Annotated in this window: 12 protein-coding genes; 8 read left to right on the top strand and 4 right to left on the bottom strand. The window is 67.6% G+C overall.

Annotation, left to right across the window (positions count from 1 at the left end):
- Positions 1 to 141: 141 nt before the first annotated feature.
- Entirely contained in the window at positions 142 to 996 is an 855-nt protein-coding gene (locus UK23_RS43560; protein ID WP_045317698.1) for a helix-turn-helix domain-containing protein, read from the bottom strand.
- A gap of 54 nt (positions 997 to 1,050) precedes the next feature.
- Entirely contained in the window at positions 1,051 to 1,779 is a 729-nt protein-coding gene (locus UK23_RS43565; protein ID WP_045317699.1) for an alpha/beta hydrolase, read from the bottom strand.
- A 203-nt stretch (positions 1,780 to 1,982) separates the two neighbouring features.
- Between UK23_RS43565 and UK23_RS43570 the strand changes: the two genes are divergently transcribed.
- Positions 1,983 to 3,983, top strand: a complete 2,001-nt coding sequence (locus UK23_RS43570; protein ID WP_052685568.1) for a TerD family protein — start codon at positions 1,983 to 1,985, stop codon at positions 3,981 to 3,983.
- Positions 3,984 to 4,175: 192 nt separating this feature from the next.
- Here the strand turns inward: UK23_RS43570 and UK23_RS43575 are convergent, their stop codons facing one another.
- Positions 4,176 to 5,144: a helix-turn-helix domain-containing protein gene (locus UK23_RS43575; RefSeq protein ID WP_052685569.1), complete on the bottom strand. Its 969-nt coding sequence runs from the start codon at positions 5,142 to 5,144 to the stop codon at positions 4,176 to 4,178.
- Positions 5,145 to 5,277: 133 nt separating this feature from the next.
- On the opposite strand from UK23_RS43575, the gene UK23_RS43580 reads away from it, so the two are divergent.
- The 5 genes from UK23_RS43580 (at position 5,278) to UK23_RS43600 (ending at position 11,260) form a co-directional block, all read left to right on the top strand.
- Complete coding sequence (locus tag UK23_RS43580; RefSeq protein ID WP_045317700.1) at positions 5,278 to 5,922, top strand: dTMP kinase; 645 nt, start codon at positions 5,278 to 5,280, stop codon at positions 5,920 to 5,922.
- Between the two features lie 76 nt (positions 5,923 to 5,998).
- Complete coding sequence (locus tag UK23_RS43585) at positions 5,999 to 6,829, top strand: SAM-dependent methyltransferase (RefSeq protein ID WP_231114953.1); 831 nt, start codon at positions 5,999 to 6,001, stop codon at positions 6,827 to 6,829.
- A gap of 243 nt (positions 6,830 to 7,072) precedes the next feature.
- Positions 7,073 to 7,750: an MtrAB system response regulator MtrA gene (gene mtrA, locus UK23_RS43590; protein ID WP_030471262.1), complete on the top strand. Its 678-nt coding sequence runs from the start codon at positions 7,073 to 7,075 to the stop codon at positions 7,748 to 7,750.
- Positions 7,751 to 7,760: 10 nt separating this feature from the next.
- Positions 7,761 to 9,509: an MtrAB system histidine kinase MtrB gene (gene mtrB / locus UK23_RS43595; RefSeq protein ID WP_045317701.1), complete on the top strand. Its 1,749-nt coding sequence runs from the start codon at positions 7,761 to 7,763 to the stop codon at positions 9,507 to 9,509.
- Entirely contained in the window at positions 9,506 to 11,260 is a 1,755-nt protein-coding gene (locus tag UK23_RS43600) for an LpqB family beta-propeller domain-containing protein (RefSeq protein ID WP_045317702.1), read from the top strand. The genes mtrB and UK23_RS43600 overlap by 4 nt, the downstream gene beginning before the upstream one ends.
- Here UK23_RS43600 and UK23_RS43605 read toward each other — a convergent pair.
- Complete coding sequence (locus tag UK23_RS43605) at positions 11,248 to 11,862, bottom strand: ComF family protein (RefSeq protein ID WP_045317703.1); 615 nt, start codon at positions 11,860 to 11,862, stop codon at positions 11,248 to 11,250. The two genes, UK23_RS43600 and UK23_RS43605, sit on opposite strands and share 13 nt — an antisense overlap.
- Positions 11,863 to 12,849: 987 nt before the next feature.
- Between UK23_RS43605 and hpf the strand changes: the two genes are divergently transcribed.
- Both hpf and secA read left to right on the top strand, forming a co-directional pair.
- Positions 12,850 to 13,518 (top strand): ribosome hibernation-promoting factor, HPF/YfiA family, encoded by a 669-nt coding sequence (hpf, locus tag UK23_RS43610; protein WP_045317704.1) that lies wholly within the window; start codon positions 12,850 to 12,852, stop codon positions 13,516 to 13,518.
- Positions 13,519 to 13,845: 327 nt separating this feature from the next.
- Complete coding sequence (gene secA, locus UK23_RS43615; protein ID WP_045317705.1) at positions 13,846 to 16,782, top strand: preprotein translocase subunit SecA; 2,937 nt, start codon at positions 13,846 to 13,848, stop codon at positions 16,780 to 16,782.
- Positions 16,783 to 17,050 lie beyond the last annotated feature (268 nt).

Here is a 17,050-nt window from a genome sequence, read left to right on the forward strand (position 1 = left end):
ATCCCGGCCTAACAAGCCAAAACGACTTTGCCGGGGCCGTGCCCGCCAAGGGGACCCCTGCTTTTATTATTGCAGGTAGCACCGACAATTCTGGACGGTCGAGCAGCCCTCAGCGGCAGTTGTCCACAGGCAGTGCTGCTACTACGCGAGGTGTAGTTGCGGCTTACCGTGGTTCTGCCGAATCCTGCTGACGAGGTCCGTGATCATCGCTCGTGACTGTTCTTCGCTGAGCGCGATGGAGTCCAGACGCTCGAAGATTGACCTGCAGTTCTTGACCCCCGCTGGGTCCTGCACGAACACTCGGGCGATCTCGGATTCCGTGTACGCCACTGTGCTGCGCTTCTCGTACTCCCACATCACGTATTCGGCCGTGTACACACCTGCCGGCCCGCTCGATGAAGGCACGATCCGGATGACGTACTTCTTGAACAGCAACCGCTTGAGCTGCTCTTCCATGAGTTCGCCACTGCCGACCTGCAGCCGCAGCGCGTTCTCGTGGATGAAGAACGTGCATTGAGGCCGGTCGTGCGCGTTCAGGAACGCTTGCCGTTCAGTCCGGCACCGAACCGCCACCTCGATCCCATCCGCGGAGACAGTGGCGCGGGACTCGTACAGCTGCCGCGCGTACTCCTTGGACTGCACCAGGCCTGGTACGACCACCGGGTTGTAGGTGAAGATCTTCTTCGCGCTGGTCTCGGCCATCGACATTGTCCGCAGGTTGCCGTGCGCCTGTACGAAGTAGAGGTCGAACGCCGACCGGTAGCGGTTGAGGAAGTCCTCCACGAACTCCAGCGGACGGCCGCACCGGCCCAGGTACTGGACGATGTCGATCTCGCTCGCCCGCACCTTGCCGTGCTCGATGTTGGAGACCTTGCCCGGATCCCACCCGAGCATGCGGGCGATCCGCCGACCGCGGAAAGTCGTGTAGCGCTCCCGCACCTGGCGCAGTTCATCGCCCAGGTCACGGCTGTACGGAGTCGACGGATCGCCGTTCATTGCCCCGACGTTAGGTGATGGAGCCGGAACAACATCGTGCCCAAACGGGTGGAATCACTTCAGGTGCCGCGCGAAGAACTGGTTCGCGTAAGGCCCCTCGAACGCCGGGATGCCGGTGTGCCCGCCCATGTTGGCGTGCAGCGTCTTCTCCTTGGAACCGAAGGCGTCGAACAGGTCCAGCGCCATCTGCCGGTCGTTGCCCTCGTCGTCCCACTGCAACAGCATCAGCAGCGGAGTGGTGACCTGCCGGGCCTCCTCGAACATCACCCGAGGCACGTAACTCCCGGCGAACAGCAGGGCGGCCGCGATGCGCGGATCGACCGCCGCCAGCCGGAGGCTGATGCCGAGCACGCCGCCCGAGGTCCCGACAGGGCCGTCGCTGATCTCGGGCAGCGCGAGAAGCGCGTCGAGGGCGGCCTGCGACTCCGGAACGGCCTGGTCGACCAGCGGGAGGATGAGCCGTTCGATGATCTCTTCGGCGACGGGCTCTCCTGCCTCGATCGCTCGGCGCAGGTCGGCGCGGGCCTGTTCGGCGTCGGCGGAACGGGGCCGGTCACCGCTCCACGGGAGTTCGACGGTGGCCACGGCGTAGCCCTCGGCCACGGTGCCCAGTGCCCTGGCCGCCAGCCGGGAGTACATCCTGTCCAACCCGCCCTGGTTGCCCATCAGGATCAACGGGGCCGGCTCGGATCCGGACGTCCACAGGATGCCGGGGACGTCGCCGAGGGTGAACCTGCGCTCGAGGACGTCGGCGTCGAGGCTTTGTTCGGAAGTGAAGTGCATGGTCGTGCCTTTCCGGAGTGCTCGCGAAACGGCGCTCCCGGACGACGACCTATCGCCCGACCGTGACCCCGGAGGGGAGCACCCATGTCGAAATGTTCACGGGTACCACCTCCTCGGTCTCTCGCACGGTCGCCGGAAAGGTAGCAGGACGGTCGTCGCGAGCCCAAGCGTTTTACGTTTGACGTGCGGGTTTTACTGACCAGGTGCGGACGACCATCATCAAGAAGACCCTGCGCGTGCCTGCGTCGGACGGCGCGCGGGGTGATGGCGGCACGACCGCCAGGCAGCTCGACGCCGCGCTGATCAAGGTCGGTTTCAAGGCCTCGCGCGAGCTGATCGAACACATCTCCGACGTGGCCGACGCCGAGGAGTACGCCCAGGAGATCGTCCGGGCGGTCAAGGAACTGGTCGGCGCGCGAGCCCAGCACAACCCGTACTTCAAGGACTTCCCGCACAACGTGCCGGACACGGTCGCGTTCTGGCTGTCCTGCATCTCCGATGTCGCTGAGTTCTCCGGCAACCTGCTCGACCTGCCCAAGTACGGCCGCGTCCAGCACACCTACGAGGAGATGCTCAAGGCGCACGACGAGCTGATCCCGTCGCTCAAGGACCGCATGACCGTCCTGCACCTCGGCGGCACGCTCGACGACGAGATCACCCGCCTCTACCTGGAGCTCGCGGAGAGTCCGATCCCGCTCGGCGAGGACGACCGCACACTGCTCGGCGAACTGGCGACGCAGCGTCTCGACGTGACGCCGGAAGCTGTTCCCACCAGGGAGAACCGCGCGATCCTCAACGCCGCCCGCCTCGTCGCGCAGCGGCCGCTCGCCGACATCGACACGGTCACCGACGTGCTGCGCCTGGCCGCGGAGGCGTCCGGGGGAGATGTCACGCTGCGCGAGTCCACGCGCTTCCGGTCGTTCCGCAGGCCTGAACGCCGGGCGTTACTGGCTGCGCTGGACGAGGTGGAGCCGAGCAAGTTCGGCGACGTCAACCAGCACCGCGAGGCGTGGAAGCGGCTCGGCGAGCGGTTGCACCCGCACGAGCACCCGTTCGCCGGCGCTCAGGACGTGTTCGCGGTGGCGCGCAAGGAGAAGGTCGCCCGGTCGTTCGCCGGCCAGGTCGAGATGGCGTTCGCGGACAACGATCCGGACCTCGCGCTGCGCATCCTCGCGAAGGCGCCCGGCATGCTCCTGCGCAGCGTCGACCGGCTGGTCAGGAGCGGCGCGTCGAACGTCGCCGAAGCAGTGGCGACAGCTGCTCCCGACGTGTCCGGGCGCGTGCTGGTGTCGGTGCTCGAACACCTCGGCAACCGCTCAAAGCCTGACACCGCAAGGGTGTTCGCGAACCGCAGCCGCAAGGTGTGGATCGCGGACGACAGCCGTCCGCCGATCGATGCCACGGCGATCGTCGAGGTCATCGAGGCCGAACTCGTGCGCAGGCTGCCGGAGTACTCCGAGCTGACCGTGGATCCGGAGGTGCTCGACGTCGTCGTGCCGATGTCCGGCACCGCCACCGAGGACGGCTTCGGCGTGCTGCCGCGCGGTTCGAAGATGTGGCTGGAAGGCGACGTGCTGCGGTTCTTCGTGCACTGGCACCAGATGTCGAAGCGCACCGACTTCGACCTGTCGGTGGTGCTGCTGGACGAGAACTTCGCGTTCAGGGGCCAGGTTTCGTGGACACAGCTGAAGGACAAGGGCGCGTTCCACTCCGGCGACCTCACCGACGCCACCAACGGAGCGACCGAGTTCATCGACCTGCACCGGGACGCGGTGGAGGCGAAGTACATCGTGCCGCAGGTGAACGTCTACTCGGGCGAGGGGTTCGACCAGGTCGCCGAGTCGACGTTCGGGTTCATGACCCGCGACCTCGACCAGCTCGGTAAGCCGTTCGAGCCGAGCACGGTTCGAGCGCGGTCGTCCATGCGCGGCAAGGGAAAGGTCGCGCTGCCGATCATGTTCGAACGGCAGGGCGATCTCTGGTTCGGCACCTGGCTGCACCTCTACCTGCGCGGCAACGTGTGGGGCAACCGCGTCGAGGAGAACCGCGACCTGGTCAAGCTGATCACCGCGGCGGCGTTGCACCGCAAGTACTTCACCGTGCGCAAGCTGGTGGAGTTGTTCGAGCGCAAGGGTTCCACCGCGGGAGCGCGCACCATCCACATTGGACCCGTGGCGGAACTCGCAAACCTGCTGTCGGACTGAGGGTTTCGCTGCTAACGTGGTGAACGCGAGGCCATGAGAGGGCTTCCTTCTAAAATCCGGAACCGGAATGGTCTTCGGACCGCCGGTCATCAGCCCTCTCGCTCTCCTCGCCTCACTCCGGTGGCGTGTGTCCGCAGAACGCGCGGACCACGTCGTTCGTAGTCCCTTCTGGGGACACCCCAGACCACGCCACTAGCTCCACTCGACGGCGATGCCCGCGATGCCGGGGCCGACGTCGCCGAAGTAGGCGCTGACGACGCCGCCGAGCCCGCACACCAGCTCCTCGACGTCGACCGGCGTGGCATCGGCCGACGCCCGGAACTGCTTGAGGCAGCGCGCGGGCATCGCGCGCCGGTGGAACGACAGCTGCACCAGGTACGAGCCGCAGGTGTCGCGGAACGTCCGGTGATGGCCGGGAGTCGCCCCGCCGGTGTCGTCGACGATCGTGAAGCTGAAAACGTGCTCCTCGCCGGCCGAGAGCCGCCGGTCGAACAGCATCTCCACGGCCAGGTTGCGAGAAGCGCTTTCCCTGCGCAGCCGCCCCTGCCGACAGCCTTCACCAGCGCGAACCAGCGCGTTCTCGATCAACGAGCCGTCGTCGCCGCGGTGCACCACCAAGTACCTGTCAGGTCCCTGACGGACAGCCCGCACGACCAGCCGCGTGGTGATCGAGCGCTGTTCGCGGTGCATGCCGAGCTGCACGGTGTCGTGCACCGACAGCACCTCGAGGTCGGCGTTGCCCCGCGCGGCCTCGGGCACCGAGTCGAACGAGGCGAGCAGCGGCGCCGGCTCCGGCCAGGTCGCGACAGGACGCGGCAGGTAGGTGTTGGCGTTGCGCGGGCCGATCAGGTCCAACAAGGACGACGGCGGCAGGCGCAGCACAGTTTCCAGCGCGCGCACCGTGCTGATGGCGCGGGGAACCTCGGGGTGGCGCAGGCCGCGTTGCCAGTACGAGAGCGTCGACTGGCCGACTTGGACACCGAGTTGTTCGAGGTGGGCGCGCAGCCGGGCGAGCGAGAGGCCCCGGTGGGCGATCGCCTCGCGCAGGGCGCGGTGGAACGGCCCGTAACGCAGCGTCTCGGCGAGAGGGGTCGGCAGACCCCCGGTCGGGTGACCGATCGGTTCGTTGACCGACTCGGCGTGCCCGGAATCCGCGGCCACCGCGGCACCTACCCTTCACACACGCGCCGTGTGACTGTTCACCGTAGTCACTCGATCTGGTGATCGAAAGATCGGATTTCGCCCGTGTGGGGGATGTGCTGCGGCCGTATGAGTGGCCACTAGGGTTCGCCGGGTGGGAAAGCTCGTAGTGATCGAAGGTCTTGACGGTGCCGGCAAGCGCACGCTCGCGAACGGTCTGACGGAGGCGCTGCACGCCCAGGGCAGGTCCGTGACCAGCCACGCGTTCCCGCGCTACGGCCAGAGCGTGCACGCTGACCTGGTCCGCGACGCCCTCTACGGCAAGGTCGGCGACCTCAGCGACTCGGTCTACGGCATGGCCGTGCTGTACGCGCTGGACCGGCGCGGCGCGGCTGACCAGATCCGCAAGGACCTCGAAGAGCACGACGTCGTGCTGCTCGACCGCTACGTGGCTTCCAACGCCGCCTACAACGCCGCGCGGCTGCACCAGGACGAGAACGGCGAGTTCGTCGAGTGGGTGCGCGCGCTCGAGATCGACCGGTTCGGCCTGCCCGTTCCCGATCTGCACCTGCTGCTCCGCGTGCCGGTAGAGGTCGCGGCCGAACGTGCCGCGAAACGTGAGCAGGACGACGACTCAAGGGCCCGCGACATTTACGAATCCGATGGCGGGCTGCAGGCCAGGTGCGGTGTCGTTTACGACGGATTGGCGAAGATCAACTGGCTGGCCCCGTGGCAAGTGGTCGACGGGCGGTCAAACGTGAAGTTTCATTCGCTTCTGGAACCACTCTTCACTCCTTGAGTGGTCGCTCACGTGCGTACCGATTGACACGATCGTGGATCCGGTACGTCACTGTGAGTGTATAGGAGATCACAATTTGAAGCGTGTTCTGCAGCGCCCCCCGGTCGGAGTCGCCCGTACGGCTGTTCTGATCGCTGCCGCCCGCGCCAATGAGCAACGTCATCTCCGCCGCCTCTTCACCGACCCACTGGCCGCAGGACTCGTGGAGGCCGCCGGCTCCGCGAACGACCTGAACGGCGTCCGGACCCTCGCGGGAGATCACTTCGTCCTGCGCACCCGGTATTTCGACGACCAGCTCCTCAGCTCGGCCCAGCCGCAGGTAGTGATCATGGCGGCGGGCCTCGACACCAGAGCGTTCCGGCTGCAGTGGCCGCCGGGCACAACACTCTTCGAGCTCGACTTGCCCGACATGGTCGAGTTCAAGGAGGACGCTCTGCACGACCTGCAGGCCCGGCCCCACTGCGAACGGGTGGTCGTCCCCTGCGACCTCCGCGAGGACTGGCCGACAGCGCTGATCCAGGCGGGGTTCGACCCGAAGAGGCCCACGGCGTGGTTGCTGGAGGGCCTCTTCATGTTCCTGCCCCCGGACGCGGGTGACCGGATCCTGTACTGGGTGAGCGCGCTGTCCACTCGGGGCAGCACGCTCGCGCTCGAACACGTCAACCGCGAGTTCCGCGAGTTGCCGCAGATGAGGCCCGTCCACGACCGGTTCGACACGCTGGACGCCCGCTGGCAGTCCGACGTGGAGGACCCGGTCGAGTGGCTCGCGGGCCACGGCTGGCACGCCACCGTCACTCATCAAGTTGACCTGGCCGCGCAGCACGACCGCGCGGTGCCGGCGATCACCGACCCGCGGAAGGTGGGTGATGCGCGCATCTGGCTGGCCTCGGCGATCCACACGGTCTGACCGGCACGCGGGGCCCTTTCGTGCGCTCCTGCCAAACGAAAGCGCCCCGCGTGGCGTCAACACGCCGTAACAAAAGGTGAACGTCGCGCGGATATTCCGGCGACGAGCAGGCCAAATCGGGGCGAGGTGGGGTACGTGGAACGACAGTTCCGGCCGGTTACCGAACGAGCGCACATCGCCACCAGCGGCAACGGAGCGTGGGCGGTGCGCGAGCGCGCGACCGGCAGTGCGACGATATTGGGTATGAAGGCACGCGTGCTCGTCGTCGATGACGACCCCGCCCTGGCGGAGATGCTGACGATCGTGTTGCGCGGGGAGGGCTTCGACACCGCGGTGGTCGCCGACGGTGCCCGTGCCCTGCCCGCGCTGCGCGAGCTCAAGCCCGACCTCGTGCTGCTCGACCTGATGCTGCCGGGAATGAACGGCATCGACGTCTGCAAGGCGATCAGGTCCGAGTCGGGCGTGCCGATCGTGATGCTCACCGCGAAGAGCGACACGGTCGACGTGGTGCTGGGCCTCGAGTCCGGCGCGGACGACTACGTGGTGAAGCCGTTCAAGCCGAAGGAGCTGGTCGCCCGCATCCGGGCGCGTCTCCGGCGGACCGAGGCCGAGCCGTCCGAGGTGCTGCAGATCGGCGACCTCACGATCGACGTCCCCGGCCACGAGGTGCTGCGCGAGGGCAGGCCGATCCAGCTCACGCCGCTGGAGTTCGACCTCCTCGTCGCGCTGGCTCGCAAGCCGCGCCAGGTGTTCACCCGCGAGGTGCTGCTCGAGCAGGTGTGGGGCTACCGCCACGCCGCCGACACGCGCCTGGTGAACGTCCACGTGCAGCGGCTGCGCTCCAAGGTCGAACGGGACCCGGAGCACCCCGAGGTGGTGTTGACTGTTCGCGGCGTCGGGTACAAGGCCGGCCCTCCGTGACAGGTGGCGTATGAAGTTCGTTCGGCCGGTCGTCGCGAAGGCGCAGCTCCTCGTCGGGGAAGCGCGGAAGCGATGGGCCGCGTTTGGTGATCTGTGGCGTCGTTCGCTGCAGTTGCGCGTTGTGGTGTCCACGCTCGCGTTGTCGTCGGCCGTGGTGTTCGTGCTGGGCATGGTCCTGCAGATGCAGATCACCAACCAGCTGCTGAACACCAAGGACGAGGCAGCGGTGCGCCAGGCGATGGCCTCGCGGGCACTGATCCAGTCCGATCTGGTCGGTCTGAACCCCGGTCCGGACAGCGTGCAGACGCGTTTCCAGAGCGCCATCAACAAGCTCGCCGTCGGTGGCGCCGGCACGGACGCCACGACGGCGGGTGCCGGCGCGTTCGAGCCCGTGCTCGCCGACGGGCAGGGTGCGAACAGCGCCGGCCGCGTGCCGGCCGTCGGGCCGCTGGACGACGTTCCTCGTGGTCTTCGGGACATGGTCGAGAACGGCGGAGAGGCCACCCAGATCCACACCGTGCAGCGCGGTGGCAAGGCGACCACCTTGTTCGTCGTGGGCCTGCCGATGAGCACGACCGCGCGCTCGATGCAGCTGTACCTGATCTTCCCGCTGACCGCCGAGCAGCGGACCGCCGAGGTCGTCCAGTCGACTTTGGCCGTCGGTGGCATCGTGCTGCTGATCCTGCTGGCTCTGATCGCGAACCTCGTGACGCGCCAGGTGGTCCGGCCCGTCCGGCAGGCCGCCGAGGTCGCGGAACGGTTCGCGGACGGCACTTTGCACGAACGCATGCACGTCGTCGGTGAGGACGACGTGGCGCGGCTCGCCGAGTCGTTCAACGAGATGGCCGAGTCGATCCAGGCCCAGTTCAAGCAGCTGGAGGAGTTCGGCCAGCTGCAGCGCCGCTTCACCTCGGACGTCTCGCACGAGCTGCGCACGCCGTTGACGACCGTGCGCATGGCCGCGGACGTCCTGCACGCCTCGCGCGAACAGTTCCCCGCCGGGCTCGCCCGGTCCACCGAGCTGCTGGTCGACGAGCTGGACCGCTTCGAGTCGCTGCTGGGCGACCTGCTGGAGATTTCGCGCCTGGACGCCGGTGTCGAGGAGCTGACCGCCGAACAGGTGGACATCCGCGTGCTGGCGCGCCGTGCGCACGACTCGGTGCGTGCGATCTCGACGAGCGCAGGTTCGCCGGTGGTGCTGGACCTGCCGGACTCGGAGCTGGTGGCCGAGCTGGATTCCCGTCGGGTGGAACGAATTCTGCGCAACCTGCTCGCCAACGCCATCGACCACGGCGAAGGCCAGCCGGTCGAGCTCACCATGCGCGGCAACGACGATGCCGTCGCGATCACCGTGCGGGACCACGGAGTCGGGCTCCGGCAGGGCGAGGCCGAGCTGGTGTTCAGCCGGTTCTGGCGCGCCGACCCGTCGCGCAACCGCCGCACCGGCGGTACCGGTCTGGGCCTGTCGATCTCGCTGGAGGACGCGCGGCTGCACGGCGGCTGGCTCGAGGCGTGGGGCGAACCCGGCCACGGCGCCGTGTTCCGGCTGACGCTGCCGCGCAGGCACGGCGAGGAAGTGCGCCACAGCCCGTTGCCCCTCGCGCCCGCGATCGCGCTGGAACCCATTGCGGTGGTGGAGGAACCGGCCGTGGCGGAGGAACCGGAAGAGGTCGAGCTGACCGAGGCCGAGATCACCTGGCAGCCCGCGGAGCCGGTGGACGGAACGCCCGCGGCTGAGGTTTCGGAGGAAGTGCGGTGAAACGGCTGGCGTTGCTGGTGCTCGTCCTCGTCACCATCACGGGGTGCGCGGCGATCCCGACGAACACCCAGCCGAAGCCGATCGGGCCCAAGGACAACAAGGCCACCAACACGGTTTCCGCGCCGGAACCGAAGCAGGGTATCGACCCGTTCCAGCTCGTGCGCGACTTCGTCGACGCGACGTCGAACCCGGACGGCGACTACGCGGCCGCCCGCGCCTACCTGACGCCGGAAGCCAGCAAGAACTGGACCGTCACCAAGAACCCGGTGATCATCGAGTCGGCGTTCTCGACGGTGCCGATCTCGCAGGCGCCTGCCGACAAGACGCAGATCGTGCTGCTGCAGGGAAAGCGCGTCGGCCGGCTGGGCGGCGACAACGCGTTCGTGACGGAGCTCGGCGACCTCCGCGAGCGGCGCCTCCGCGAGCCGTTGAAGGTGGAGCGCAACAGCGACAACCAGTGGCGCATCTCGGAAGCGCCGTCTGCCGTCTTCCTGCCGCTGAACATCTTCAACAACAACTACCGCCGCGTGACTCTGTACTTCTTCAACCCCGAGTTCACCGTGCTGGTGCCGGATCCGCGGTACGTCGTCGTCCCGCCGGCCATCAGCATTCCCACACGTGTCACCGAGCTGCTGATCAAGGGCCCGGCCGACACCGTGCGCGACACGTTGAAGAGCGCGATCCCCTCGGACGCGGACACGTTCTCGGAGACGAAGGAAGCCGACGACGGGGCGCTGGAGGTCAACCTCACCAAGGTGGGCAAGGACCTGACGCCCGAGAAGAACAAGCAGATCGTCGCGCAGGTCGTGAAATCGCTCTCCGGCGTCACCACGTCGCGAGTGCGCGTGCTCGTCGACGGTCAGCAGATCCTGCCGGACCAGCGGGACTACCGGCCGTCCGACGTGTCCGCGACCGCGGGCGAATCGTTGCTGGCGTTGAATGCGAACCTCCAGGGCATGCTCGTGGCGGACGGGGCGATCAGGTCGCTGGCCGACGGCAACCCGATCAAGGGCCGGGCGGGCAGCGGCGAGTACGGCGCGGTGTCGGCGGCGCAGTCGCTGGACGGCTCGCGGCTGGCCGTGGTCTCCCGCTCCGGTGGCTCGATGCGGTTGCGCGTGGGAGAGCTGGAACAGGAGCTGTCCGACGTGGACGTCAAGGCGAACTCGCTTTCACGGCCCACCTGGCTGTTGTCGAGCGGTCCCAAGGAACCCGGTTCCGAGGTCTGGACCGTGGTCAACGGCACCTCCGTCGCCCGCGTGACCCGTTCCAACAACGGCAGCTGGACCGCTGCGGCCGTGAACATCACCGAGCTGGCCCAGTTCGGCCCGATCAGTGATTTGAGGTTGTCGCGCGACGGCACCCGCGCGGCCCTGGTGATCGGCGGCAAGCTGTACCTCGCGTCCGTGGTCCGCAACGACCAGGACGTGGCACTGCGAACCCCTCGCCAGCTCCAGCAGTCCACGCTGGGCTCGGCCGTGCAGTCGATCGACTGGCTCTCCCAGGACGTGCTGGTCGTCTCCTCCTCTCTGCCCACGCTGCCGGTCACGAAGGTCAACACGGACGGCTTCAAGCTGGAGCGCTACAGCCAGTCGAACCTGAACGTGCCGGTGAGTTCGGTGGCAGCGGCGCCGGCCCGTCAGGTGCAGGTGATCGACCCGTCGGGGCTGTGGTCGGCGTCGGACATCACGGACGTGTGGAAGTCGAGCTCTCTGCGGGTGCCGGCGGGCGCGCTGGTCTTCTACCCGGGCTGAGCGGGGCGCGCCGAGGTCAAGGCGAGCACGGCGTGGGTGCGCACTCCAGCTCCGCGTAAAGCCCTGACACACGCCGAGGCCGTCGCACCCGTCGTGATCACGTCGTCGATGAGGACCGTCGTACCCGGCGGCGGTCTGCCGTGGACCGAAACACGCCCAGCGAGATTCCGCCGCCGTTCCTCGACCCCGAGCCCGACCGAATCCCGCACACCCGGCGCGAGACTCAGGACCTGAGCCACCTCGGCGATCTCCACAGCCCGAGCGATTCTCACCATGTGGTCGCCGCCCCTCTCGCGCGCGGCACTTCTTCGTGACGGGGCAGGGATGAGCGTCCACGGGCGCGGGCCCACCGTTGTGAGAGCTGCGGCCACGATGGCGCCGAACCAGGCCACAAGCGCCCGTGCGCCCCGTTCCTTGAAGGCGAGCACGAGTTCCCTTGCGGGGCCGTGATAGGCGGCCAGCGCCCACACAGGAGGCCCGACACCGGGCACGTGGATTCGCTCTGGCGGCCCGAAAGCGTCGAGGCACGTGGCGCAGCAGGCGGTGCCGGGGCGGTCGCAGCCGGCGCAGCTGGACGGCAGCAGCAGGTCGAGTGCGGTCATGGGACAAGCATGGCGACGGGGTCTGACAAAAAATCGCGGTCCTGCTTCCGGTGGCGCGCAGGGGACTTTCGGCACCGCCCACAAGGGTGAAGTTCATGTTTCGTTGTGGATCACCGTTGGGTCCAGGTAGGACGCATCGGCCCAGTTCGTCGCGGGTTCTGTGACGACGCACCAAGATCCGGTAACTCGTTTCGACCCGTTTGTCCCAACGACTGTTGAGCGGATGTTTCAGAACTGAGGCGTCCGCAGGTTGGACGTCTCGGTGCTGGGGAACCCAGCCGCATGAGCACTCGAGCCGTCAGTGCGGAGGGGTCCGAGCGTGAGGCCAGACCGTGAGGTCCTTGTTAACGACTATTCACATGTAGAGCTGACCAGCGGTTATTCCTTGGAATGCCACGATGTCCGGTCGCAGCGGAGATCAACGCCGTTGTCCGCCATTGGGCGAAATCCCCCGTTCAGCCAGGCGTGACTGCCCTGTGATCGGCCATCGATACCGATCAGTTCTGTTGGAAGAAGTGCTCGCAACGCCCGCTGAGCGCTTCGGAATCGATCTCTTCGAGGTTTCGGGAACATGACGCGCGGGTCGCCCGTTGGCTGGGTATGAGGCCGCACCTGGACCCGTTCGACGCAGCGAGACTGCCGTCGAGTGCCGGTTCGGGGCTGCGCCGGACGGGTGAGCGAGATGCCGGTGGGCTGGGTTCGTGGCACGCTCGGGACACGACTCGCAACGCGCTGTCGTCGCGCTGCGTAGTCACCAAAAAAACTGGTCGTTCCCCCGGCAAGGGGGCTTACGCGACGGTGAATCCCAAGCTAACGTGCACCGCTATCAGCGTTCCCGGCCCGCGGGGAGGAGGCGAACAGCCCATGACCCTGGCGCCGTGAGAGCTGAGGGAGACGACCCTCTGCGACACAAGAGCGATCCAAGATCGCCACGGCGCTCTGAATTCAGTCCAGCCAAAGCTCGCAGCAAAGCGAGGGAGGTCGTGTATGGACATCGTCGTTAAGGGCCGCAACGTCGAGGTGCCCGATCACTACAGGGTGCACGTCGCCGAAAAGCTGGCCCGGCTTGAGCGCTACGACCGCAAGGTCATCCGCTTCGACGTGGAGCTTTTCCACGAGCCGAACCGCCGACAGTCGAAGAACTGCCAGCGGGTCGAAATCACCGGCAAGGGACGGGGACCAGTCATCCGTTCCGAAGCCTGCGCGGGTGACTTCTACGCCGCGCTCGATTCTGCGGTCGCGAAGCTCGAGAACCGCCTGCGTCGGTCGCACGACCGCAGGCGAGTCCACCACGGGGCGCGGGCCCCGATCTCGGTGGCCGAAGCGACAAGCGGGCTGGGGGACTCCTCCGCCGCTGGCGAAGCAATGACGTCGCGCCGCGCGAAGACCGCGGTGCTCGACGCACCCGAGGCCGACTACGAGGGCATGGCGGAAGTGCCCGCGCAGCGGTGGGACGACGGCCTCGACGACAAGTTGCCCGGACGCGTCGTACGCGAAAAGGAGCACGCCGCCAAACCGATGACCGTCGACCAGGCCCTCTACGAGATGGAACTGGTCGGACACGACTTCTACCTGTTCGCCGACACCGACAGCGGGCGCCCGAGCGTCGTCTATCGCCGGAAGGGATTCGACTACGGCGTGATCAGGCTCGCCTGACACCGGTAACCACACCTTCGACCGCCGCCGCCCTGCACCCCTCGTGTGCGGGGCGGCGGCGTGCGTCTACCGCCGTTCGGCACTCGGTCGTTCACCGTCAAGGTGAATCTCGCCCGACCAGGAACCTTTACGCGGGCCTCATGCGTTCAGAACAGCAGTAGCTCGAGGTGGCGGCACACCTTGCGGACGCATCTGACCTGCGCATACCAGGTCACGGGGGCCAATCCGCCTGTGTCTGTGCACACACCTTGGCGACTTGCCTACGATGGGCAGGGGAAAGGCGTCCGACGTGGGCGCGCCGCGATACAGGTGATGAGGTCTATCCAGATGGTGCTGTCCCGACTGCTCCGCTCCGGCGAGGGCAAGATGCTCAAGCGCCTCCGCAACATCGCACACGCCATCAACGGCCTCGAAGATGACGTGGTCGACCTCAGCGACGCCGAGTTGCGCGCCAAAACCGAGGAGTTCCGCAAGCGCTACGCCGGGGGCGAGTCGCTGGACGAGCTGCTGCCCGAGGCGTTCGCCGTGGCCCGCGAGGCCGCGAAGCGCACGCTGGGCCAGCGCCCCTACGACGTTCAGCTCATGGGTGGCGCGGCGCTGCACCTCGGGCAGATCGCCGAGATGCGCACCGGTGAGGGCAAGACCCTGACCTCGGTCATGCCGGTCTACCTCAACGCCATCGCGGGCAACGGCGTGCACGTCATCACGACGAACGACTACCTGGCCAAGCGCGACGCGGACTGGATGGGCCGCGTCCACCGCTTCCTGGGCATGACGGTCGGCGCGATCCTCTCCGAGATGACTCCGGAGCAGCGGCGCGTCGCGTACAACTCGGACATCACCTACGGCACGAACAACGAGTTCGGCTTCGACTACCTGCGCGACAACATGGCGTGGAGCCTGGACGAGTGCGTGCAGCGCGGCCACTACTTCGCGATCGTCGACGAGGTCGACTCGATCCTGATCGACGAGGCCCGCACGCCGCTGATCATCTCCGGCCCGGCCGAGCAGTCGGCTCGCTGGTACACGGAGTTCGCGCGCCTGGCCCCGCGCATGCGCGGCATCGACGTCACGCAGCTCTCCCAGAAGGACCGCATCGAGGTCATCGAGGAGAAGTCGAAGTCGTACCACTACCAGTACGACGAGAAGAAGCGCACGGTCGCCGTCACCGAGCTCGGTGTGGAGTTCATCGAGGACCAGCTCGGCATCGACAACCTGTACGAGGCGGCCAACACGCCGTTGGTGGGCTACCTGAACAACGCCCTCAAGGCGAAGGAGCTCTACAACCGCGACAAGGACTACATCCTCCGCAACGGTGAAGTCATGATCGTCGACGAGTTCACCGGTCGCGTGCTCGCCGGCCGCCGCTACAACGAGGGCATGCACCAGGCCATCGAGGCCAAGGAGGGCGTGGAGATCAAGGCGGAGAACCAGACTCTCGCCACGATCACGCTGCAGAACTACTTCCGCCTCTACGAGAAGCTCGGCGGCATGACCGGTACCGCCGAGACCGAGGCGGCCGAGTTCCACCAGACCTACAAGCTGGGCGTCGTCCCGATCCCGACGAACCGCCCGCCGCAGCGCACCGACCAGCCCGACCTCGTCTACAAGAGCGAGGAGGCCAAGTTCGACGCGGTGGCCGACGACATCGTCGAGAAGCACGAGAAGGGCCAGCCGGTCCTGATCGGCACCACGAGCGTCGAGCGCTCCGAGTACCTGTCGAAGCTGTTGGTGCGCAGGGGAATCCCGCACGAGGTCCTGAACGCGAAGCACCACGACCGCGAGGCTCTGATCATCGCGAAGGCGGGCCGCAAGGGCGCCGTCACCGTCGCGACGAACATGGCCGGCCGCGGCACCGACATCGTGCTGGGCGGCAACCCGGACATCATCGCCGACCACGAGCTGCGCGAGCGCGGCCTCGACCCGGTGGAGACGCCGGAGGAGTACGAGGCCGAGTGGGCCAAGGTCGTCGAGGAGCTGACGATCGCCGGCAAGGCCGAGGCCGACGAGGTCCGCGCGGCCGGCGGCCTCTACGTGCTGGGCACCGAGCGCCACGAGTCGCGCCGCATCGACAACCAGCTCCGCGGCCGCACCGGTCGTCAGGGCGACCCCGGTGAGTCGCGCTTCTACCTGTCGCTGCAGGACGAGCTGATGCGCCGCTTCAACGCGTCCATGGTCGAGATGGTCATGACGCGCCTGAACGTGCCGGACGACGTGCCGATCGAGCACAAGATGGTCACCCGTGCCATCCGCAGCGCGCAGACCCAGGTCGAGCAGCAGAACTTCGAGATCCGCAAGAACGTCCTCAAGTACGACGAGGTCATGAACCGCCAGCGCACGGTGATCTACGCCGAGCGCCACCGCGTTCTCGCCGGTGAAGACCTGCGCGAACAGGTCGAGCACATGATCGTCAGCGTCGTCGAGGAGTACGTCAACGGCGCCACGGCCGACGGCTACGCCGAGGACTGGGACTTCGAGAAGCTGTGGACCGCTCTCAAGACCCTGTACCCGGTCAAGCTGGACGCCAACGAGCTTCTCGAGTCCGATGAGGACATCACCAGGGAGTACCTGCGCGAGGTCCTCGTCGAGGACGCTCTGCAGGCCTACCGCGACCGCGAGGCCGACATCGACGGCCGCGTCGGCGAAGGCGCCACCCGCGAGCTGGAGCGCCGCGTCCTGCTGTCCGTCCTGGACCGCAAGTGGCGCGAGCACCTGTACGAAATGGACTACTTGAAGGAGGGCATCGGCCTGCGCGCCATGGCGCAGCGCGACCCCCTCATCGAGTACCAGCGCGAGGGCTTCGAGATGTTCAACGCGATGCTCGACGCCCTGAAGGAGGAAACGGTCGGCTTCCTCTTCAACCTCCAGGTCGAGGCAGCCGAGCCCGAACCGGCCGAGCCCGAGATCCCGGTGGCCCTGGCCGCAGCACCGCAGGCGCTCCCGCAGGTCTCCGGCAACGGCGGCGGCGCCCGCGCCCGAGCCCGTGCCGCAGCAGCCGCCCAGCAACAGGCGCAGCAGCAGGCCCAGGCCCCGGCTGGCCCCGCCATGGCCCAGCTCTCGAGCGGCAACGCCATCCCGCCCGCTCTCCGCGGCAAGGGCCTCGGCGGCCCGGGCCAGCAGCACCTGAGCTACAGCGGCCCGGCAGAAGACGGCGGTGTGGAACAGCACGCCGACTCGTCCGAAGCCGGCCAGGGCAGCGGCACCCGCAAGGAGCGCCGCGAAGCCGCCCGCCAGGAGGCGAAGAACCAGCGCAAGCGCCGCTGACGCCACCCCGCGCACCACCCCACGTGGGCCGCGTTCCTCCGGGAGCGCGGCCCACGCGGCGTTCCGGGCCCGCTCGCGTGGCCGCAAGGCACGAGGTCCGGCAGCGCACCCGCCACGGGCTCGCTGGCGGGTGACGGAGTCGGAGGTCGCCGAGCACGTGCCGTGGGTTGGCTGGACGAGCACGTTGGCGAATGGCGTCAAGCACCTGCCACGGTGACGCAGCGCAGGCTGACGCGAGGGTCTCGCAAGAGACTCGAAGCCAAGCCCC

This window comes from Lentzea aerocolonigenes (assembly GCF_000955955.1).
GTDB lineage: Bacteria > Actinomycetota > Actinomycetes > Mycobacteriales > Pseudonocardiaceae > Lentzea > Lentzea aerocolonigenes_A.